Source organism: Sphingomonas ginsenosidimutans (genome assembly GCF_002374835.1).
Taxonomy (GTDB): domain Bacteria; phylum Pseudomonadota; class Alphaproteobacteria; order Sphingomonadales; family Sphingomonadaceae; genus Sphingomonas; species Sphingomonas ginsenosidimutans.
This window is the reverse complement of record NZ_NWVD01000008.1, coordinates 134,126-155,062: the sequence shown is the minus strand read 5'-3', so window position 1 is coordinate 155,062 and position 20,937 is coordinate 134,126. Positions and strand designations below refer to the sequence as shown.

Below are 20,937 nucleotides of genomic sequence, written 5' to 3'. Positions count from 1 at the left end.
GAGCGAGCCTCCGCCGCAAACGCCGCCGCGTTCCGGCGCAGGCCGGAAGCCAGGGTGACGGAACGTAACGGCCACCGCCCGCCGCAACCCTGTCCCCCAACCTAAGCCGGAGGACGCGGTTTACCCCAACCGCGCCAGCGCGGCGGTGAAGCGCTCGGCGTCGGCGGATTTTTCCGCATGGTCGGCGCGCGCCTTTTCCACCGCCTCGGGCTTGGCGCGTTCGACGAAGCTGGCGTTGCCGAGCCGGCCGGCGAGTGCGTCGCGCTCCTTCTCCGCCGCGGCCAGCGACTTGGTCAACCGCGCGCGTTCGGCGTCGAGGTCGATCACCCCGTCCAGCGCGAGCGCGAACGTCTCCGCGCCCCACAGGATCGGGGCGCGCGCGCCGCTCGCCTCACCCGCGGTCAGCGTGACGCGCGCCAGTCGCTCGACATAGGGCGCGATATCGGCGGGCACCGCACCCGCGCCGGTGTGGAGCGCGATCTTCGCGCCCGGCGGCACGTTCAGTTCGGCGCGCGCGGCGCGGACGCTCTCGACCAGTTCGATCAGCCGCTCGACCGCGCGGACCGCCGCCGGATCGAGCGCGCGCGCATCGGGCATCGGCCATTGCGCGACGATCAGCTCATGTTCGCGGGGTGCCAGCGCGTGCCACAATTCCTCGGTGATGAACGGCATGAACGGGTGGAGCAGGATCAGGATCTGGTCGAGCACCCAGCCCGCGACCGCCTTCGTCTCGGCGTCGATATTTCCTTTGATCAGTTCCAGATACCAATCGCAGAAGCGGCTCCACACGAACTGGTAGATGGCGTTGGCTGCGGCGTCGAAGCGATAGTCGGCCAGCGCGAGGTCGACCGCCTGCACCGTCGCGACCGTTTCCGCGACGATCCATTTGTTGACCGCCAGCGTCGCGGCGGGCGGCTCGATCGTGTCGGCGCCGCCGATGCCGTTGGCTTGCGCGAAGCGGCTGGCGTTCCACAGCTTGGTCGCGAAGTTGCGATAGCCCTCGACCCGCTTCTCATCCATCTTGATGTCGCGGCCCTGGCTTTCCATCGCCGCCATGAAGAAGCGCAGCGCGTCGGCGCCATAGGTGTCGATCAGGCCGAGCGGATCGACGGTATTCCCCTTCGACTTCGACATTTTCGCGCCGTCCGCCGCGCGGACGAGGCCATGGAGGTAGAGCGTGCGGAACGGCACGTCCTTCATGAAATGGATGCCCTGCATCATCATGCGCGCATCCCAGAAGAACAGGATGTCGAAGCCGGAGATCAGGACGTCGTTGGGGTAGCGGCCGTTCAGCCCCTCACCCAAACCCTCTCCCCCAGGGGGAGAGGGCTTATCCGCGTCCGGCCACCCGAGCGTTGCGAACGGCCACAGCGCCGAGGAGAACCAGGTGTCGAGGACGTCGGGGTCGCGCCGGAGCACAACGGTGTTGGACTCTGATTGACCTCGATCGCCCCAATCATCGGAGAAACGAATTGTGAGATTTTCAGGATAGAATGCTTTCGCCTGTTCCAAAGCCTGCTCATCAGTCTCCGCGACAAAGATTGCTTCGGAGATTGGCTGGCGCGTTGTTTCGCGAAAATTCTTGTCAACGCGAATGACATCTCCGGAAACCAAAGAGCCATCGTCCCGCAGTCCGGGCCCGAACCACGCCGGAATTCGGTGTCCCCACCACAATTGCCGCGACACGCACCACGGCTGGATATTCTCCATCCAGTTGAAGAAGGTCTTCTCCCACGTCTTCGGCACGATCCGGATCGCGCCGGACCGCACCGCCTCGATCGCGGGCTTGGCGAGCGTGGCGGCGTCGACATACCATTGGTCGGTCAGCCACGGTTCAATGACCACGCCGGAGCGGTCGCCATAAGGCGTCTGGATCGTACGGTCCTCGACACGGACCAGCGCGCCCACCGCCTCCAGCCGCTCGACGATCGCCTGGCGCGCGGCGAACCGCTCCATCCCGACCAGGTCGGCGGGGATCAGCCCGTCGGCGGTCTGGCACACATGCGCCTTGGCATCGAGCATGTTGAGCATGTCACGCGCCTCGATCCCGGCGCGGCGGCCGACCTCGAAGTCGTTGAAGTCATGCCCCGGGGTGATCTTCACCGCGCCCGATCCCAGTTCGGGGTCGGCATGGTCGTCGGCGACGATCGGGATCAGCCGGCCGGTGATCGGCAGGCGCACGTTCTTGCCGATCAGCGCGGTATAGCGCGCGTCCTCGGGATTCACCGCGACGGCCATGTCGGCCAGCATCGTCTCGGGCCGGGTCGTCGCGACCTCGATATGCCCCGATCCGTCCTCCAGCGGGTAGCGCAGGTGCCAGAACTTGCCGGCCACCTCGCGCGTCTCAACCTCCAGGTCGCTGATCGCAGTGCCGAGGCCCGGATCCCAGTTGACCAGCCGCTTGTCGCGATAGAGCAGCCCCTGATTGTACAGGTCGACGAACACCTTCAGCACCGCCTTGCTGAAGCCCTCGTCCATGGTGAACCGCTCGTTCGCCCAGTCCATCGAACAGCCCAGCCGGCGCAACTGGCCGGTGATCTGCCCGCCGCTCTCGGCCTTCCACTCCCATACCTTCGCGACGAATTCGTCGCGGGTGAAGTCGGTGCGCTTTTCGCCCCGGGCGCCCATCTGGCGCTCGACCACCATCTGCGTCGCGATGCCGGCATGGTCGGTGCCGACCACCCACAAGGCATCCTTGCCCTTCAGCCGCGCATGGCGGGTCAGGATGTCCTGCAACGTGTTGTCGAGCGCGTGGCCGATGTGCAGCGAGCCGGTGACGTTGGGCGGCGGGTTGACGATCGTCCACGGTTCCGCCCCCGGCCGGTCGGGACGGAACAGCCCCTTCTCCTCCCAATGGCGGTACCAGCGGGCTTCGATGGCGGCGGGGTCGAATGTCTTGGCGAGTTCGGTCATGGGACGGGTCCATAACGAACCCGTCCCGGCTGCGAAAGTCGGGGGGTGTAGCCGGTCCTAGCGCGTTACTGCGCGCCCTTCGTCCAGCGATCCATCCAGCCGATCACCTCGCCATACCATTGGCGCGAATTCTTCGGCTTGAGCACCCAATGGTTCTCGTTCGGGAACACCAGCAGGCGCGAGGGGATGTCCCGGCGCTGGAGCGCGGTGAAGGCGGCGATCCCCTGCGTATAGGGAATGCGGAAGTCCTTTTCGCCGGTGATGACCAGTTGCGGAGTCTTCCACTTGTCGACGTAGTTGACCGGGTTCCACTTCTCGAACGCGGCGGGGTCCTCGAAATAGGCCTTTCCGCCATGTTCCCATTCGTCGAACCACAGCTCCTCGGTTTCATAGGCCATGGCGCGCGCGTCGAACACGCCGTCGTGCTGGACGATGCACTTGAACCGGTCGGGCCAGCGCCCCTCGATCCAGTTCATCATATAGCCGCCGTAGCTGGCGCCGAGCGCGCAGGCGTTGTTCGCGTCGAGCCAGTCGAACTTCGCGGTCGCCGCGGCCAGCCCCTTTTGCAGATCCTCGAGCGGCCAGCCGCCCCAGTTGCTGCGAATCGCGTCGGTGAATGCCTGTCCGTACCCGGTCGAGCCGTGGAAATCGACCGCGACCAGCCCGTAGCCCGCACCCGCGAACACCGCCGGGTTCCAGCGGTACGACCAGCTGTCGTTGCTCGACCCCTGCGGTCCGCCATGGACCATGAAGGCGATCGGCAGCTTGCCGGTCGCGCCGAACGGGCGGACGGCATAGCCCCAGACGGTGTCGTCGTTCGCGCCCTTGAAGCTGAAGCGTTCGACCGTGGGCATGTCCACGCTCGCTAGCTTGGTCGCGTTGACATTGGTCAGCCGCAGCGGCGCGGCGCCGGGCGTTCCGGCGACGCGGTAGAAATCGCCCGGCGCGGTCAGGCTGTCGATCGCGACGATCACGCCCTTCGGCCCCACCGCCACCGCGCCGACGTGCCCGCCCTGCGTCAGCCGCGTCGCCTGCCCGGTCTGCGCATCGACGCGGAACAGCGGCACGTCCTGCACATCCTCCGCCGTGACGTAGAGTGCGCGCGAATCGGGCGCCCACTGGATCGACGCCACCGACCGATCCCAGCGCTCGGTCAGCGAGGTGAGCTTGCCGGTGCGCAGGTCGCGGATCGTCAGGACATAGCGGTCCGCCTCATAGCCCGGCCGGCGCATCGCCAGATAGGCCAGCTTCGTCCCGTCCGGCGATACCGCCGGCTGGGTGTCGGTGGCCTTGTTGACGGCGGTGAGGTTGGTCGGCGGCGCGCTGCCGTCCGCGGGGGTGGAGAAGATGTCGAGGTTGGTCGACAGCGGCTCGATCCGCCCCGCCTCGCGCAGCGCGAAATAGAGCGTGCGGCCGTCCGCGCCCCACGCCACTTCCTCCCCGCCGCCGAACGGCTTCGACGGCGTGTCGCCGACCAGCGCGCCGGTCACCGCCACGCCATTGCCCTTCGCCCCGGCAGCGGTCAGCGGGAGGACAAACAGTTGCGATCGGGTGCCGTCGGCCCATGTATCCCAATGGCGCACGAACAGCTGGTCATAGGTGCGGCCCGACCCGGCGTTCGCGTCCTTCTTCACCATCGCGGGTTCCAGGCTGGGCGCGCCGGGGCGGCGATCCGCCCAGACCGCGATCCGGTCACCGGTCGGCGCGACCTTGAAGCCGCCGAAGCCACCCTTGAAATCGGTGACCCGCCGCGGCGTGCCGCCGGTGACGGGCACCGACCAGATCGCGTCGTCGGCGCTGAAATACACGGTGCTTCCGACGATCTGCGGGTCGTTTTCGTCCAGCGCCGGATCGGCGGCGAGCTTCACCGGCGGTGCGCCCGGCACCGACAGGTCGAGCCGCCACAGGTCGTAACGACCGCGGTCGGCGGCCAGATCGGTTTCGCGCTGCGCCCAGACGAGCCAGCGCCCGTCCTTCGACAGCGTCGGCGTGCCGACGCGGCTGAGCATCGTCACATCGGCGATGGTCAGCGGGCGGGCGGCGGCGGGGGCGGCGATGCCGGTAGTGGCGGCAACGGCGGAAAGCGCGAGCAGACTCGCGAGCGTGATCCTCTTCATGAGGAAGCGTTACAGCAGATCGTCACGCGCGAAACAATCGCGCGTCTTCGGGACTGCCGGGGGGTCAGCTCTGGCCGTTGGTGATCTTCGCGATCTCGCGCGCGACCATTTGCTCGACCAGGCGCGGCAGGTTCTGGTCCAGCCATTCCGACAGCATCGGGCGCAGCATGTCGCGCACCAGCCCCTCCAGCGTGCCGTCGCTGTCGCCCTCCGGCTTCACCACCAGCCGCGACAGCGCGCCCAGCGCGCCGCGCGTCGCCTCGACGGTACGGGCGGATACCGCCGCGGCCTCGATCGCGGCGGCGGAGGCCGGCGGCGCAGCAGGTTCGCGATCCGGCTCCCGCTCCAGCATCGTCGGTGCGGGCACAGGCGCGGGGGAAGGCGCCGGTACGGGCGGTTCGGCCGCTACCTGTGCCGGAGCGGCGGGCGCGTAGGAGGACGGCGCGCCCACCTGCGACGCCAGTTGCTGCGCGCGGCTGAGCGGATCGTTGAGTTCCAGCACCGCATCGCGATCGTGCCCGCCCAGCGGGCGCGGGGCGGAGCGGCGCGCCGGCGCCTGCGCCTCGCCTTCCTTGATGACGCGCTTGATGGAGGCCAGGATGTCCTCCATCGACGGTTCGGCGCTCACATCCCCCATCGAACGCTCCTTACTGCGACCCACATTGCGACGTCGCCACATGCCCTCACGGACGCGGTCGATCGATACCTGTCGTCAACGCGGGCGTCCTGTCAACGTTGCTTTCGAGCAGCGGGTCGAGCGGACGAGTGACATTGGCGTCCTGCGCCGGGGTATTCGCGGTGCTGCCGGCGACGGGCTGCGCGGCCTTGCCGCCGTCGAAATCGGAGAAGCGCCCGCGCACGTCGCGGTAGTGGGTCGTCGGATCATAGAGCGCGCCGCCGTCCAGCCCGAGGTCGCGCGCCTCGGCATGGCCCATCGCCGCCAGCAGCGCGAAGCCCGCGACATAGGCGTCGCGGCGCGCGGTCACCAGCGTGACCTGGCTGTTGAGCAATTCCTGTTCGGCGTTGAGGATGTCGAGGATCGTGCGCGTGCCGACGCTGTTTTCGGCGCGGACGCCCTCAAGGCTGAGCTTGTTGGCGTTCACCGCGGTTTCGGCCGAGGCGATCACCTGAAGCGAGGACCGCCAGATCGCATAGGCGGAGCGCGTGGAGGCGATCACCTGCCGCTCGGTCGCGGTCGCCTGCTCGATCGCCTGCCCGCGCAGTTCCTGTGCCTGGCGGATCTGTGCGGCGGGGCGGCCGCCCTGGAAGATCGGCAGGCTGAGCGACAGGCCGACCGCGGTCGAGCTGCCGGTCTGTCCCACACCCAGCCCGGTGCCCGCGCCCAGCGTGCCGAGGTAGTTGACGTAATTCTGCCCGACCGTGACGCCGACCTGCGGCAGGCGCCCGGCCTGGGCGACGCGCACGTCATAGTCGCTGGCGCGGCGCAGCTCGCGCGCGGCCAGCAACGTCGGATTGTCGCGCAGCGCCACCGTCACCGCATCGTCCGCCGATGCCGGCAGCGCGGGGAGCGCGGGCGGCTGGTCCAGCGTGCCGGGCGCTGCGCCGACCAGCCGGACGTAATTTTCGCGGCTGGCGATCAGCGTCGCCTGCGCGCCCTGCAATTGCGCGCGGGCGAGCGCGAGCCGCGCTTCCGACTGGGCGACGTCGGTGCGGGTCAGGTCGCCGACCTCGAACCGATCGCGGCTGGCGCGCAGGTTGGTTTCCAGCACGCGCACGTTCTGCGCGTTCAGGCCGACGATCGCCTCGTCACGGATCACGTTGTTGTAGGCGCCGACCACGTCGGTGAAGGTATTGGCCTCCACCCCGCGCAAATTCGCCTGACCGGCGCCGACGCGGATCTCGGCCGCCTGCACGCCGTTGCGCACGCGGCCGCCCTGATACAGCGGCAGGGTGACGCCGACATTGCCCTGGAGCAGCCGTTCCGGGGTGGTGAAATTGTTGCCGCTGCGGATGAAATTCTCGTTGATGCCGGTGTTGGCGGACAACACCGGGCGGCCCCCGGCGCGCGCGATCGGCACGTTTTCGTCATTGGCGCGCTGTGCCGCGCGCTGCGCGGTCAGCGTCGGGTTGTTCTGATAGGCCTTGGCAAGCGCGTCGCGCAGCGTTTCGGCGGAGGCCGGAGCGGCCAGCGCCACGGAGAGCAGCAGAAAGGAACGCAGACGCACGCGAAAATTCCCTCAGAAGGTGAAGCGGCGCGGCCGCGCGAACCCGGGCAAGGGCACCGAATCGACGTCCGCAAAGGGGGTGAGCGCGAAGGCGGCGCCGCGGCGCGCGCCCGAAGCGAGGCGGTAGACGCCCTTGTCGATCAGCCCCGACACGATCCGCCCGCCATCGGCCAGCTGCGTGACCAGCGTCATCGGCAGTTCCTCGACCGCGCCGTCGACGATCAGCACGTCATAGGGCGCGCCGTCGGGATGGCCGTGTTCCAGCGGCCCCTCGACCAAAGTCACGTTGGGCGTGTCCGCGAGCACGGTGCGGGCCTGCGCGACCAGCGCGGGCGTCGATTCGACCGCGGTCACCTGCGCCACCAGCTTCGCCAGGATCGCGGCGGCATAGCCGGTCGCCGCCCCCACCAGCAGCACGCGGTCGGCCGGCAGCAGCCGCGCCGCGACGATCAGCCGCGCGGTCGCCAGCGGGGTGTTGAGCCGGCGCCCCTGCCCCAGGTCGATCGCGGTATCGCGATAGGCCAGATCGGCGGACGCGCCCGGCACGAACGCCTCGCGCGGGACCTGCGCGATGGCGGCGACGACGCGCGGATCGTCGACCGCGGCGGTGCGCAGCTGGCTGGCGACCATCGCCTGCCGCATGACGGCGAAATCGTCGGCGCGAACGGCGGGGGCGGTGGCGTGAGCGGTCATCGGCCTTCCTGTGGCATAGCTGTTATATGGATGCAACACACGTTGCTGCGCCGCGCTTGTATCGCGCGCATGGTGCTTTTGCCAACGCTTAGCGTGCGGTTTGGCGCATCGGCCGCGCGACAGGCGCTTGACAGCGCGCGCCGGCGCCCGCATCTGCGCCCCTCCCGACGTCGAGGCCCGATGGCGGAGTGGTGACGCAGAGGACTGCAAATCCTTGCACCCGGGTTCGATTCCCGGTCGGGCCTCCATCTGGAGCGATCGGCGAATCAGCCGCGCGGCAGGATGAACGTCGCGCCGTCCGGCGTCCGCCCGATCTCCACCGGCAGGCCGTAGGTTTCCTCGACCAGCGCGGGCGTCAGCACGTCCGCGGCCGGGCCGTGCGCCACCACCCGCCCGTCGCGCAGCAGCACGATATCGTCGGCCAGCCGTGCCGCCATGTTGAGGTCGTGGACCACCAGCACCACGCCGCGCCCGCCCGCCGCGACGTCGCGCAGGCGCGCGCCGACCTCCATCTGGTGCCGCGGGTCGAGGCTGGCGAGCGGTTCGTCGGCCAGCAGCCATTCCGGCTCCCCCGCCAGCACGCGCGCCAGCAGCGCGCGCGCGCGCTCGCCGCCCGACAGATGCTCCATCCCGCGCGCCGCCAGCAGGGCCATGTCGGTCGCCGCCAGCGCGCGGGCGACCGCAGCGCGATCCGCCTCGGTCTCGCTCCAGCGGCCGCGCCACGGCAGGCGCCCCAGCGCCACCAGCGTCGCGACGTCGACGTTCCAGTGGACGTCATGCCCCTGCGGCAGCAGGCCGATGCGGCGTGCGCGCGCCTGCGGGTCGATCGCGTCAACGTCTGCCCCGCCCAGCGTTACCCGGCCCGCATCCGGGCGGCGCAGCGCGGCGAGGCAGGCCAGCAGGCTGCTCTTCCCCGCGCCATTGGGGCCGAGCAGCGCGCTGACCCGGCCCGGCGCGAACGTGGCCTCGACCTTGTCGAGCACGCGCCGCCCGCCTAGCGTCAGCGTCACGTCATGGACCGCGAGCGCGTTCATGCCAGCCGCCGCCGCATCGCGACCAACAGGTAGAGGAAGAACGGCCCGCCCAGCATCGACATGGCGATCCCCAGCCGCAGCTCGGCGACGGTCGGCAGGACTCGCACCAGCGTGTCCGCCACCGTCAGCAGCAGCGCACCCGCCAGCGCGCTGGGCAGCAGGATCGCCGAGGGGCGGTGCCCCGCGAGCGGACGGACGAGGTGCGGCACCATCAGCCCGACGAAGCCGATCACCCCCGCCGCCGCCACCGATGCGCCGACCAGCAGCGCTATACCGGCGACCACCGCCAGTTGCAGGCGGCGCGGATCGACACCCATCGATCGCGCGGCGACCTCCCCCAGCGTCAGCGCGTCCAGCGCGGCGGCGGTGCGCGCCAGGATCACCGCGCCTAGCGCCATCAGCGGCGCGGCGACCAGCACATCGTCCCAACTGCGGTCGGTCAACGCGCCCATCAGCCACGTCACGATCTCCGACGCGACGAACGGCGTGGGCGCCAGGCTGATCGCCAGCGCGGTCAGCGATCCGGCGATGCTGGTCAGGATCATCCCCGCCAGCGTGAACAGGATCAGGCTGCCCGATCGCCCCGCGATCAGCGCCAACATCGCCATCGTCGCGCCCGCGCCCGCCAACGCGAAGCCGGGCAGCAGCCACGCCTGCGCGGCATAGCCGAAGAACAGCGCGCACACCGCGCCGAACGCTGCGCCCGCCGACACACCGAACAGCCCCGGATCGGCGAGCGGATTGCGCAGGTAACCCTGCATCACCGCCCCCGAAAACCCCAGCGCCGCGCCGACCGCGAGCGCCAGCACGGTACGCGGCAGGCGCAGTTCGACGATGATGAGCGAGCGCGGATCGGCGCTGCTCCAGGCGTCGAGCGGCACCCACACCTTCCCCGCCGCGACCGACAGGATCGCCGCGACCACCAGCCCCAGGCACAGCCACAGGTTGAGCCGGGTCATGCGCCCACCCCCTGCCGGCCCACCTTCTGCCGAATCGCGCGCAATCGCGCCATCGCGGCGATGATCGACGGACCGCCGCAGTTCATCAGCCGCGCGGCGAACGGCGCGACCGTGATCCGCGCGCCCAGCCGCCGCACCGCGCGATGCCGCGCCAGCCGCTCGCCACCCACGTCGGCCAGCCCGGTCGACAGCAGCACGCGCGGCGGGCGCGCCACCAGATATTCCAGCGGCAGTATGTCCCATTGGGCAAGGCCATAGGCCGCGCTGCTGTTCGAAAAGCCGGCGCGGCGCAGCAGTTCGTCGGGCAAGGTGCCGGCGCCGGGCACCAGCCCGCCCGCGCCCCAGATCAGCGCGGGCACCGGCCGCAGCCGCGCCGGGGCCGCCGCCGCTGCGATCCGCCGCGCCAGCGCCACGCCGCGCGCCGGATGCCCCGCGACCGCGGCGAGCGCACGGACCTGTGCGACGCTGTCATCCACGGTGGCCGGGACGGGATATTGCACCAGCGGGATGCGCATCCGCTTGAGCGCCGCGACGGTGGCGGGCGAGACATGCGCGCCCCCGATGACGATATCGGGGCGCAGCGCCACCACTTCCTCCGCGGTGCCCGACAGCGCGGTGAAGCGCCGCGCCACCGCCAGCGGGATCGAGGTGCTGCGCGGATCCTGCGAATAGGCGCTGATCCCGGCGATCTGCGCAGGATCGGCGACCTCGACCAGGATCGCGTCGAGGCAGGGATTGATCGAGACGATGCGGGGAAGGGGCGTAGGGCGCGGCACGTGTCGCGGCGTCGCGGACAGCAGCGCCGGTGCCAGCATGGCGACATACAGCGCGCGCATCGCCCCTTCCCCTTCCGTCAGTACCGCAGGCGGACGCCGCCATAGGCCGCACGGCCCGGCGTGCCATAGCCGGCGGCGGTCTGGTAGCGTTCGCCGAACAGGTTTTCGACCCGCCCGTACAGCTCGACGTGCTCGCCCAGCGGGAAGGACAGGCGCGCGTCGGCCAGGACATAGCCGTCCAGCCGCCCGCGCGGCGCCGACGGATCGAGGCTGTCGCCCACCGCGGTCACCGTCGCGCCGGTGGTCAGCCCGATCGGCCAGCGATAGTCGGCGTTCATCGTCACGCTCTGCGACGGCCGCCGCGCGAGCGCGCGCCCAAACGACGCCGATCCGGGCGAGCGGTTCTGCGCGTCCAGATAGGTATAGGCGCCCGACACCGTCAGCGCCTCGACCGGGCGCAGCGCCAGCGCCAGTTCCAGCCCCTGCGCCCGCGCGCGTGCGACGTTGTCATAGGTGCCGAACGGGCGATCGGTGCAGATGCCGCCCGCCCCCGCGGCACAGGACACGAAGCTGATGAGATCGGTGGAGGTGCGGTGGAACCACGTCGCGCTCGCCTCGACCGCCCCGTCCAGGGCGCGCTGCGTCACGCCCGCGTCCCAGCCGTGCGAGCGTTCGGGGCGCAGCGTGCGGTTCCCGTAATCGCCGAACAGCTGGTACAGCGACGGCACCTTATACCCTTCCGAATAGCTGGCGCGCAGCACCGTAGCGCCGCCGTTGGGGGTGTAGGCGCCGCTGGCCGAGGCGGTCGTCGCGCCGCCGAACCGGTCGTGGTCGTCGTGGCGCACACCGCCCGTCACGGTCAGCCCGGTCACCGGCATCACCGACAGCTGACCATAGGCCCCCCAGATGCGCGCGCGTGCGTTGCTGACCGCGCCGAACCCGGCGGTGAACAGCCGCGACACCTCACGCTCCGCGCCGAAGGTGGCGCGCACCATATCGCCCAGATCGACGTTGCCCTGATATTCCAGCCGCTCGTTACGCCCGCGCGCGCGGAAGGTTTCGGCCGGGGTCTGCGCCGGATCAAAGGTCGCGCGGTTCACCTGCGTGCGCGCATAGGCGAAGCGGTTGCGGAATTTCCCGGCGAACAGCGCGACGTTCAGCCCGCCATAGCCGACCCATTGTTCGGTCTCGCTATATTCGCGCGTATCGCCGAACGCATAGGTGGGCGGGGCGAAGCCGTCGTAATCGGCGCGCCCGTTCGAATAGAAGCCGCGCAGGTCGACCGACACCGCATCGGCGAGCGCGATGTTGACGCTGCCGTTCGCGCCATAGTTGCGATAGCCGTCCCGCTCGGTCCCGACCGCCGCGGCGGACGTGCCCTCGGTGGTGAAATAGCCGCCGCCGACACTCGCCGATACCGGGCCGACACGGCCCGCCACGTTCGCCACGCCCTGCCCGGTGCCGTGCCAGCCACCTTCGCCGCGCGCGTTGACGGTCAGCTTTTCGGTCGGCTGGCGGGTGATCATGTTCACCACGCCGCCGATCGCCTGGCTGCCCCACAGCACCGATTCGGCACCGCGCAGCACCTCGATCCGCGCGATATTGCCGATCAGCAACTCACCGAAGTTGAACCCGCCGCCCGGCGACGACGGATCGTTGATCTTCACCCCGTCGATCAGCGCCACGGTCTGGTCGCTTTCCGCGCCGCGAATGAACACGCTGGTCACGCCGCCGATACCGCCGTTGCGCGCCACCGACACGCCCGGCGTCTGGCGCAGCAGGTCGGCGACGGTCACGCTCTGACGCTGTTCGATCGTCGCGGTGTCGAGCACCGTGATCGCCTGCCCCACGGTGTCGATCGGGCGCGCGGTGCGATTGGCGGTGACGACGATCGCGTCGCCGGCGGCGGCCGCTTCCTCCAGCGCCGGGCCGGACTGCGCGCTCTGCTCGCTGGCATGGGCCGGCAGCGCCGCCGTCAGCAGCGGCAGCGCGATCAGCGAAATACGGTAGTTCATGTCCCCTCGGTCCCCATCACATGTGCGGGACGGCGACGGCGCGTGGCGATGCCACCCCCGCGTGCCGACCCCAGAACAGTCGTCACGCGAGGAAAAGACCTCGATCGCCCGGCACACCCCGTCCGCGCGAAGGACAACCACGGACAGGCAGGTCTCCTGGCTCCCGGGTCGACGCCTGATCCCGGCCTTCCCAGACCCGAAGGTCCAGTGGCGCGCGCGGGGATCGGCTCACCGGTCACAGTTGCGGGGGCAGCTCCGGATCGGTTCCGGATTCCCATTTCATCCCCGGCTAGGGGGAACCTGTTCGCTGCCCGCCCCCCTATGACAGCGGAGCGGGCACGGCAAGAGCCTGTCGCAGCGCGGCAAGCAGCGGCACGTCGACCGGCGGCATCGGCAGATCGGCAAGCGCGCACGGCAGGTCCCAGCGCAGCGCATCGGCCGCCAGCGGGCGGGGCATGCCGCTCCATTCGGTGCAGCGGTACAGCAGCATCACCAGCGCCGCGCCCGGCCTGGCGGGATCCACCGCGAACGACAGCGGGGCGAGCGCGGCGGGCGCGACCGCGATCCCCAGTTCCTCGGCCAGTTCGCGCGCCAGCGCATCGGCGGGCGCCTCCCCCGGCTCCACCTTCCCGCCGGGAAATTCCCACAGCCCGCCATGCTGCTTGTCGGCGGGGCGCTGTTGCATCAGGCAGCGCCCCTGCGCGTCGATCAGCGCGGCGGCGACGACCAGTATCGGCGACCCCATCGACCTTTCCTTAACCCCGCTGTGCCAAGCCCGGCGCCATGCCAGCCCCCGATCGCCTTGTCGCCCGTCTCCTGCGCCTCGTGCGCGACCGTCGCGGCGCATCGGCAACCGAATATGGCATCATCCTGGCGATGATTGCGATGTCGATGGTCGCGGCGGCGGGAAAGTTCGTCAATGCCAGCAGCGCGATGTACGCCTACGCCAACAACAACATGAATATCGCAAAGTAACCTTGCCGTTAACTATCAAATATTTGCGGCACGATGCTTACTTTAATCTTTCGTCAACCGCGGCATCATAAACGGGATGGGCTCGACGTCAACAGACGTCGGCCGGGTAGCTGAAGCTTTGGTACCACTGGAGATCGATATGCAGAAGATTCGTTCGTTCCTGAAGAACAGCAAGGGCGCCACCGCGATCGAGTACGGCCTGATCGCCGCGCTGATCGCCGTCGCCGCCATCGCCGCGATGAAGGGCCTGGGCAACCAGCTGGGCACCACCTTCAACTCGGTGTCGGGCAAGATGGCCACCGAAGCGACGCCGAAGTAAGCTTCGCGTCTTCGGACACGCACATCGGGCGGCGGAACTTCGGTTCCGTCGCCCTTTTGCTGCGTCCGGTTCATGTTTCCTTTACCACCATGCTTCGTTCTTCTCATTTTATCTTCAGTAAAGCCTGTGTGCGATACCGATGATGCGATTGGGGTCGAAGCCCCGTCGCCGGGTAACTGAAGCACAATAGCGAACGGGAGAATTTTCCATGCAGACCATCCGCGCGTTCCTGAAGAACAGCAAGGGCGCCACCGCGATCGAATACGGCCTGATCGCCGCACTGATCGCCGTCGCCGCGATCGCCGCAATGAAGGGCCTGGGCAACCAGCTGGGCAGCACCTTCAACGCCGTGTCGGGCAAGATGAAGACCGAAGCGACGCCGAAGTAAGCGGCGCACCCTATCGGGATGCACGAAGGGCGGCGGGATCACTCCCGCCGCCCTTTTCATGCGCCGTCGTCGCGTGGTGTGCGCGTCAGACGACGCGGCCCATCGCCAGGAACTTGGCCCGGCGATCGCGCGCCAGCGCGTCGGGGGCCAGCTTGCCCAGATCGGCCAGCGCCTTGTCGATCGCATCGCCCAGCGCGGCGATCGCCCCGGACGGATCGCGATGCGCGCCGCCCAGCGGCTCGGGGACGATCGTGTCGACGACGCCCAGCGCCTTCAGGTCCTGCGCGGTCACCTTCATCGCCTCGGCCGCGTCCGCCGCCTTGTCGGCGGTGCGCCACAGGATCGAGGCGCAGCCCTCCGGCGAGATCACCGAATAGACGGCATGTTCGAACATCAGCACGCGATTGCCGCTGGCCAGCGCGATCGCGCCGCCCGATCCGCCTTCACCCACCACCGCCGACACCAGCGGGACGCGCAGGCCCAGGCACGCCTCGGTCGAACGCGCGATCGCCTCGGCCTGGCCGCGCTCCTCGGCCTGGATGCCCGGGAAGGCGCCGGACGTGTCGACCAGCGTCACCACCGGCAGGCCGAAGCGGTCGGCCATCTCCATCAGGCGGATCGCCTTGCGATAACCCTCCGGCTTGCCCATCCCGAAATTGTGCCGCAGCCGGCTGGCGGTGTCGTCGCCCTTTTCATGGCCCAGCACCATGATCCGGTGCCCGCGGAACGTGGCGAAGCCGCCCAGGATCGCCTGATCGTCGCCGAACGCGCGGTCGCCCGCCAGCGGCACGAATTCCTCGAACAACCCGGCGACATAATGTTTGAAATGCGGGCGTTCGGGATGGCGGGCGACCTGCGTCTTCTGCCACGGGGTCAGCTTGGCGAAGGTGTCCTTCAGCAGCTTGTCGGACTTGCCCTGCAGCTTGGCGATCTCGGCGGAGATATCGACGCCGCCGTCGGCGCCCGTATCGCGCAATTCGTCGATGCGCGCCTGCAGCTCGGCAATGGGCTTTTCGAAGTCGAGGAAACTGGCCATCGCGCGCCGTTACGGCGGTGTCGCCGATGCGTCAACGAGCGCCTCCGCCAGCGGATGGCGTTCGTTGACCAGTTCGACCAGCCGCCGCGTGTCGACATGGGTGTAGATTTCGGTGGTCGCGATATCGGCGTGGCCCAGCATCGTCTGGAGCGCGCGCAGGTCCGCCCCGCCCTCCAGCAGGTGGGTGGCAAAGGCATGGCGCAGGACGTGCGGGCTGATCCGGTCGGGCGCGATCCCCGCCTCCCCCGCGATCGTGCGGACCAGCTGGAACAGCCGCACGCGCGAGATATGCGTCGCGCCGGACGGGAACAGGAACGCGCGGTCGGTCGCGACATGCGCGCGCCACGCCGCGATCGCCGCGCGCGCGCGGTCCGACACCGGCACCAGCCGCTCGCGCCCGCCCTTCCCCTTGAGGATCAGGAACGGGCGGTCGGGATGGATCGCGTTGCGCGGCAGCGACACCAGCTCGCTGGCGCGCAGCCCCGATCCGTACAATAGTTCGACCAATGCGGCGAGGCGCAGGTCGGTGGGGATCACCGGATCGCGCGCCAGCCGAGCGCCCAGCGCGGCGAACAGGCGGTCGACATCGCCATGGCCCAACGTGCGCGGCAGCGGGCGGCGCGTGGCCGGGCGCGGCAGCGCCGGCGAGGGGTCGTCGGCGCGGTCGCCCTCCTCCGCCAGGAAGCCGAAGAAACGGCGCAGCGCCGCCGCCTTGCGCGCGACCGTCGCGCCCGACAGGTCGCGCCAGCCGTCCGCCAGCCGCCCCAGCGCGGCGGCATCGGCGCGCGAAAGGCCGCCGTCGAGATCCGCCGACGCCAGCGTCAGGTCGCGGCGATAGGCGGCCAGCGTGTTCGCCGCCGCCCCCGCCTGCGCCGCCATCATCTCCAGAAAGCGGTCGATCGCATCGCGGTCACCGACCGCGGTCGTCATGCCAGCCGCGCGATCGCCTCGGCCGCGATCATCCGCGCCTCGCCGTCCAGCCCGACCGCGCGCAGGCTGCGCAGCGCGCGGTACAGCGCGGCCGGCGGGACCGCGCGCCAGTTCCCCGCCTGCATCCCCGTCGCTGCCAGCAGCAGGACGGTGCCCGCCTGCCCCTCCGCCGCCGCACGGTCGATCGCGCGGGTCCAGCCGTTGGGCGATCCGATCCGCACGTCCAGCGTCGCGGCATTCTCCTCGACATCCGCGGCCGACAGCCGCCCCAGCCCCGCCAGCGCGGCGAAGAACATCTGCTTCCGGCGCTGCGCCGTCGCGCCCTCCGGCGCGTAATCGCCGATGATGCTGCCGGGGCGGATGCCGCGCGCGTCGGGATCGGCGAGCAACAGCATCGCCCAGGCATCGCCGCCGACGCGGACATAGGGTTGCCAGCGCAGCGCGGTACGATCCATCCCCGCCGACAGCATAGCGGCGACCAGCCGGTCGACCTGGTCCACCCCGGCGCGCGGGATGACGCGCGCGGCGGCATGGGCGGTCAGGATCAGCCGGGCATAGCGCCCCGCCTCGTCCGACGCCCCGTCCCACAACGCGCCCAGCGCCGACAGCCGCGCGCCGTCGTCCGCGGCGACATAGGCATCGCGCAGGCCGTTGGTGGTGCGGGTCAGCGCACCGGGCACGTCATCGGCATCGGCCAGCGCGGAATACAGGTCGACCAGCGCCGCACTGCTGACGACGCCCATCGCCGCCGCGCGGTCCACCGCGGCCGCGCGCTGGATCAGCGGGATGCCCGGCGCCAGCGCGCGCCAGCCGTTCACCTGCGCGCCGACCGTGGCATAGAGTTCGTCGGGCACCGTCGCCCCGGTGGCAACGGCCAGCCCGAAACGCCACGCGGTCAGCTGCACCACCGGCGTCCAGTCGACGGTGATCGCCTGACGGCTGTCGACGCCCGCGCCCATCACCTTTTGCGCCAGTTGCAGGTCGATCCCGCTCGCCACCCGCTGCCGCCGCGCATCGGCGATCAGCGCGCGCGCGCGCGCGTCGCCGGTCAGCCCGGCGCACATCGCGCGCGCCACCACCCAGCCGCGCTCGGCATTGCCGGCGATCGGCGCCAGCGGACACAGCCCGCCCGGATCGCCGTTCGCCAGCGCGGCCTGCATCCACACCTGGCGCAGCTTGGGCGTGACGCGATCGGTATCGACCGCCTGCACGACCGCCCGCGCGCCGACCGACTCGCCCATCCGCAGCAGCAGCCACGCGCGCTCGGCCGCGAAATCGGCGCCATTGAGCCCACGCGGCGTATCGACCCGCGCCACCAGCATCCGCCGCAGCGCGATCGACAGCCAGCGCGACGGCAGCGGCGCCGACAGCCGGCGCATGACGATTTCCAGATAACGCCCGTCCGCCGTGCCGAACGCATCGCGCCGGAACGAATCCGCCGCGCCGACCAGCGCGAGCGACCGGCGCGCGGAGGCGGGCATGACGTAGCGCGGCGTCGCCACCGCCGTGGGGCTGACGCTGGGCGACGGTTCGGGCAGCGGCGTCGCGGCCACGCCGGGCAGCGGCTGGATGAACGCGCCGGTCGCGCCGGCGGTGGGTGCCGCCGCCGGGCGCGCGGCGGTGGGCGCCGGCGCCGGGGCGGGCGCGGGATCGCCGAAGCCGGGGGGAAGAAGCGATTCCGGCCGCTGCTGCTGCTGTTGCTGCGCCAGCGCCGCCGCGCCGAACGCCAGCGCCGCGCCGCCGGCGACCAGCGCCCGCTTAATTCGCGAGGTTGCCAAGCTCGACCACCTTTTCCACGCGCGTGGTGGGACGTTCGGTGGCGCGGCCCGCCAGGAAGAACAGCGCCCCCAGCACGACGACCAGCAAGACGATCAGGGAGACGAGCAACCGGGACATGGACTTCACCTAACAACGTGCCAGATACCGGGCCGGACACCAGCCCGGCGCCCGGCAACGGGTGCGCACGGTCTGTTGCCGCGGCCGACGTGCGCTGTATAGCCCGGCGGACGATGTTGCAAAGCCCGCCCGTTCCCCGTTCCCCGGAAAAGCCGCGATGGACCGGCCAGCCGATCGTGCTGGTGGGGCTGATGGGCGCAGGCAAGTCCACCGTCGGGCGGCGGCTGGCGGCGCGGCTGGGGCTGGCGTTCGTCGACGCCGATCACGAGATCGAACATGCCGCGGGGATGACGATCAGCGATATCTTCGCCAAGTTCGGCGAGGCGCATTTCCGCGACGGCGAACGCCGCGTGATCCAGCGGCTGATCGACGGGCGGCCAAAGGTGATCGCGACCGGCGGCGGCGCGTTCGTGAATGACGAGACGCGCGCGCTGATCCTGTCCGACGCGCTGTCGATCTGGCTCGACGCGCCGGTCGAGGTGCTGGTCGACCGCGTCGGGCGTCGCGACACCCGCCCGCTGCTGCGCGGGCGCGATCCGGCGCAGGTGCTGCGCGATCTCGCCGCGGTGCGCAATCCGCTCTACGCCCAGGCGCACCTGCGGGTCGCCAGCGGCAATGCGCCGCACGACATCACCGTGCGCGCGATCATGAAGGCCATCGGCAAATGACGAATATCGCGATCGACAAGGGCATCACCGTGCCCGTGGCGCTGGGCGAGCGCAGCTACGACGTGCGGATCGAGGCGGGATTGCTGGCGCGCGCGGGCGACCTGCTGGCACCGATCGCGCGCGGGCGGACGATGCCGATCGTCGCGGACGAGAATGTCGCAGGCCATCTGGCGACGCTGCAGACATCGCTGGACGACGCGGGCGTGCCGCACCGCGCGATCGTGCTGCCCGCGGGCGAGGGATCGAAGAGCTGGGCGACGCTGGAACGTCTCACCGACGAACTGCTGGCGCTGGGCGTCGAACGCGGCGACCATGTCATCGCGCTGGGCGGCGGGGTGATCGGCGACCTGGTCGGGTTCGCCACCGCGATCCTGAAGCGCGGCTGCGGGTTCGTACAGGTGCCCACCACGTTGCTGGCGCAGGTCGATTCGTCGGTGGGGGGCAAGACCGGGATCAACGCGCGGGCCGGCAAGAACCTGATCGGTGCGTTCCACCAGCCCGCGACGGTGCTGATCGACCCCGACGTCCTCGATACCCTGCCAGCGCGGCAGGTACGCGCCGGCTATGCAGAGGTGGTCAAATACGGGCTGATCGACGATCCGGATTTCTTCGCCTGGTGCGAGGCGAACGGCGCGGCGCTGCTGGCGGGCGACGCGGCGGCGCGCACCTATGCGATCGCGCATTCGGTCGCCGCCAAGGCGCGGATCGTCGGCGAGGACGAATTCGAGACGACCGGGCGGCGCGCGCTGCTCAACCTGGGCCATACCTTCGGCCATGCGCTCGAGGCCGAGGCGGGCTTTTCCGACCGGCTGCTGCATGGCGAGGCGGTGGCGGCGGGCTGTGCGCTGGCCTTCGCCTTTTCGGCCGAAACCGGGCGCTGCCCGCCGGAGGACGCCGCGCGGGTCGCCGCGCACTGGCGCGCCAGCGGGCTGCCCGACGGGCTGGCCGCCGCCGGGATCGACGCGCCGCCCGCGCGGCTGGTCGAGCATATGCGCCACGACAAGAAAATGGCGGCGGGCACGTTGCCGTTCCTGCTATCGAACGGCATCGGGCGCACCTACCTCGACCGCACCGTCGCGCTCGACCAAGTCGAGGCGTTCCTGGCGAGCGCCCGCTGACGGGAACGGGCGGGGAAGCGCCGCGTTCGGGTCGCTTCTGACCTCGATCGGCGGAGTTTCCCATGCCTTACGTCAAGACGCGCGACGGCACCGACATTTACGTCAAGGACTGGGGCGAAGGGCGCCCGGTCGTCCTGATCCATGGCTGGCCGCTGTCGTCGGACAGCTGGGACCCGCAAATGAAGGCGCTGGCCGATGCGGGCTTTCGCGCGATCGCCTATGACCGGCGCGGGTTCGGTCGCTCGGAGCAGCCGTGGCGCGGCTATGATTACGACACGCTGACCGACGATCTGGCCGACGTGATCCAGGCGGCGGGGGTCGGCAGCGACCTGACGCTGGTCGGCTTTTCGATGGGTGGCGGCGAAGTGGCGCGCTACATGAGCCGCTACGACGGCAAGGGCGTGATCGCCGCCGGGCTGGTCGGATCGGTGGTGCCCTACATGCTCCGGACCGAGGACAATCCCGATGGCGTGCCCGAAGAGACGCTGCAACAGATCGCCGACGGCATCGCCGAGGACCGGCCGGAGTTCTTCCGCAATTTCTTCAAGGACTTCTTCGGCGTCGGCTATATCACCAGCCCGGTCAGCGACGCGACGCTCGACTGGGCATGGCGGCTGGCGATGCAGGCCGGGCTGCAACCGACGCTGAAATGCGCCGAAAGCTTCGGCCACACCGATTTCCGCGGCGACCTGCCCGCGTTCCGCGTCCCCACGCTGGTGCTGCACGGCACCGCGGACAAGACCGTGCCGATCGATGCCAGCGGGCGCGAGGCGGCGCGCGGGATCGCGCACTCGCAACTGGTCGAATATGACGGCGCGCCCCACGGCCTGTTCGCCACCGAGGGCAAGCGGCTGACTCGCGACCTGCTGACGTTCCTGGGCCAGTAAGCGCTTCCCCCCGCTGACTTGGCCGTC

The 20,937-nt window shown here is 70.3% G+C and carries 20 protein-coding genes, 1 tRNA gene and 1 riboswitch; of the genes, 7 read left to right on the top strand and 14 right to left on the bottom strand.

The window, feature by feature from the left end; genetic code table 11:
* Positions 1-120: 120 nt before the first annotated feature.
* The 5 genes from COA17_RS15400 to COA17_RS15380 form a co-directional block, all read right to left on the bottom strand.
* A complete protein-coding gene (locus tag COA17_RS15400; RefSeq protein WP_096613637.1) occupies positions 121-2,913 on the bottom strand; it encodes a valine--tRNA ligase in 2,793 nt (930 codons plus the stop codon).
* 65 nt (positions 2,914-2,978) lie between these two features.
* Positions 2,979-5,030, bottom strand: coding sequence for a S9 family peptidase (locus tag COA17_RS15395; protein WP_096613635.1), 2,052 nt, complete (start codon positions 5,028-5,030; stop codon positions 2,979-2,981).
* A gap of 64 nt (positions 5,031-5,094) precedes the next feature.
* Positions 5,095-5,667: a DUF2497 domain-containing protein gene (locus tag COA17_RS15390; RefSeq protein WP_176484934.1), complete on the bottom strand. Its 573-nt coding sequence runs from the start codon at positions 5,665-5,667 to the stop codon at positions 5,095-5,097.
* Positions 5,668-5,713: 46 nt separating this feature from the next.
* Entirely contained in the window at positions 5,714-7,216 is a 1,503-nt protein-coding gene (locus tag COA17_RS15385) for a TolC family outer membrane protein (RefSeq protein ID WP_245857853.1), read from the bottom strand.
* A gap of 12 nt (positions 7,217-7,228) precedes the next feature.
* Positions 7,229-7,909 carry a protein-L-isoaspartate O-methyltransferase family protein gene (locus COA17_RS15380; protein WP_096613633.1) on the bottom strand — a complete coding sequence of 227 codons (681 nt, stop codon included), beginning with the start codon at positions 7,907-7,909 and terminating at the stop codon, positions 7,229-7,231.
* A 174-nt stretch (positions 7,910-8,083) separates the two neighbouring features.
* Between COA17_RS15380 and COA17_RS15375 the strand changes: the two genes are divergently transcribed.
* Positions 8,084-8,157, top strand: a tRNA-Cys gene (locus tag COA17_RS15375).
* An 18-nt stretch (positions 8,158-8,175) separates the two neighbouring features.
* Here COA17_RS15375 and COA17_RS15370 read toward each other — a convergent pair.
* The 5 genes from COA17_RS15370 to COA17_RS15350 form a co-directional block, all read right to left on the bottom strand.
* Complete coding sequence (locus COA17_RS15370; RefSeq protein ID WP_096613631.1) at positions 8,176-8,943, bottom strand: ABC transporter ATP-binding protein; 768 nt, start codon at positions 8,941-8,943, stop codon at positions 8,176-8,178.
* Positions 8,940-9,902 carry a FecCD family ABC transporter permease gene (locus COA17_RS15365; RefSeq protein WP_096613629.1) on the bottom strand — a complete coding sequence of 321 codons (963 nt, stop codon included), beginning with the start codon at positions 9,900-9,902 and terminating at the stop codon, positions 8,940-8,942. Before COA17_RS15365 ends, COA17_RS15370 begins: the two co-directional genes overlap by 4 nt.
* A complete protein-coding gene (locus COA17_RS15360) occupies positions 9,899-10,738 on the bottom strand; it encodes an ABC transporter substrate-binding protein (RefSeq protein WP_096613627.1) in 840 nt (279 codons plus the stop codon). The genes COA17_RS15365 and COA17_RS15360 overlap by 4 nt, the downstream gene beginning before the upstream one ends.
* A gap of 17 nt (positions 10,739-10,755) precedes the next feature.
* A complete protein-coding gene (locus COA17_RS15355) occupies positions 10,756-12,693 on the bottom strand; it encodes a TonB-dependent receptor plug domain-containing protein (protein WP_096613625.1) in 1,938 nt (645 codons plus the stop codon).
* A 129-nt stretch (positions 12,694-12,822) separates the two neighbouring features.
* A riboswitch (cobalamin riboswitch) is annotated at positions 12,823-13,012 on the bottom strand.
* Positions 13,013-13,438, bottom strand: a complete 426-nt coding sequence (locus COA17_RS15350) for a (deoxy)nucleoside triphosphate pyrophosphohydrolase (protein ID WP_096613623.1) — start codon at positions 13,436-13,438, stop codon at positions 13,013-13,015.
* A gap of 38 nt (positions 13,439-13,476) precedes the next feature.
* On the opposite strand from COA17_RS15350, the gene COA17_RS15345 reads away from it, so the two are divergent.
* The 3 genes from COA17_RS15345 to COA17_RS15335 all read left to right on the top strand — a co-directional run bounded on the left by COA17_RS15345 (position 13,477) and on the right by COA17_RS15335 (position 14,375).
* The gene (locus tag COA17_RS15345; RefSeq protein ID WP_141397115.1) at positions 13,477-13,668 is read left to right on the top strand and encodes a Flp family type IVb pilin; all 192 of its coding nucleotides are present in this window, start codon (positions 13,477-13,479) and stop codon (positions 13,666-13,668) included.
* A 139-nt stretch (positions 13,669-13,807) separates the two neighbouring features.
* Positions 13,808-13,987 carry a Flp family type IVb pilin gene (locus COA17_RS15340; RefSeq protein ID WP_066485634.1) on the top strand — a complete coding sequence of 60 codons (180 nt, stop codon included), beginning with the start codon at positions 13,808-13,810 and terminating at the stop codon, positions 13,985-13,987.
* 208 nt (positions 13,988-14,195) lie between these two features.
* Entirely contained in the window at positions 14,196-14,375 is a 180-nt protein-coding gene (locus tag COA17_RS15335) for a Flp family type IVb pilin (RefSeq protein ID WP_066485636.1), read from the top strand.
* An 85-nt stretch (positions 14,376-14,460) separates the two neighbouring features.
* Here COA17_RS15335 and COA17_RS15330 read toward each other — a convergent pair whose 3' ends face one another.
* Genes COA17_RS15330 through COA17_RS19470 form a run of 4 tightly spaced genes read right to left on the bottom strand, consistent with a single transcriptional unit; the run spans position 14,461 to position 18,237 of the window.
* Positions 14,461-15,411 (bottom strand): acetyl-CoA carboxylase carboxyltransferase subunit alpha, encoded by a 951-nt coding sequence (locus COA17_RS15330; protein ID WP_096613619.1) that lies wholly within the window; start codon positions 15,409-15,411, stop codon positions 14,461-14,463.
* Positions 15,412-15,420: 9 nt separating this feature from the next.
* Positions 15,421-16,341, bottom strand: a complete 921-nt coding sequence (locus COA17_RS15325) for a tyrosine-type recombinase/integrase (RefSeq protein WP_096613617.1) — start codon at positions 16,339-16,341, stop codon at positions 15,421-15,423.
* Positions 16,338-18,119, bottom strand: coding sequence for a hypothetical protein (locus COA17_RS15320; RefSeq protein WP_096613615.1), 1,782 nt, complete (start codon positions 18,117-18,119; stop codon positions 16,338-16,340). The genes COA17_RS15325 and COA17_RS15320 overlap by 4 nt, the downstream gene beginning before the upstream one ends.
* Positions 18,100-18,237, bottom strand: coding sequence for a hypothetical protein (locus COA17_RS19470; protein ID WP_169803574.1), 138 nt, complete (start codon positions 18,235-18,237; stop codon positions 18,100-18,102). Before COA17_RS19470 ends, COA17_RS15320 begins: the two co-directional genes overlap by 20 nt.
* A 113-nt stretch (positions 18,238-18,350) precedes the next feature.
* Between COA17_RS19470 and COA17_RS15315 the strand changes: the two genes are divergently transcribed.
* From COA17_RS15315 to COA17_RS15305, 3 genes are all read left to right on the top strand, one after another.
* The gene (locus tag COA17_RS15315; RefSeq protein ID WP_066485043.1) at positions 18,351-18,905 is read left to right on the top strand and encodes a shikimate kinase; all 555 of its coding nucleotides are present in this window, start codon (positions 18,351-18,353) and stop codon (positions 18,903-18,905) included.
* Positions 18,902-20,023, top strand: a complete 1,122-nt coding sequence (aroB, locus tag COA17_RS15310; protein ID WP_096613613.1) for a 3-dehydroquinate synthase — start codon at positions 18,902-18,904, stop codon at positions 20,021-20,023. The genes COA17_RS15315 and aroB overlap by 4 nt, the downstream gene beginning before the upstream one ends.
* 62 nt (positions 20,024-20,085) lie before the next feature.
* Entirely contained in the window at positions 20,086-20,910 is an 825-nt protein-coding gene (locus tag COA17_RS15305; RefSeq protein WP_096613611.1) for an alpha/beta fold hydrolase, read from the top strand.
* Positions 20,911-20,937: the final 27 nt, after the last annotated feature.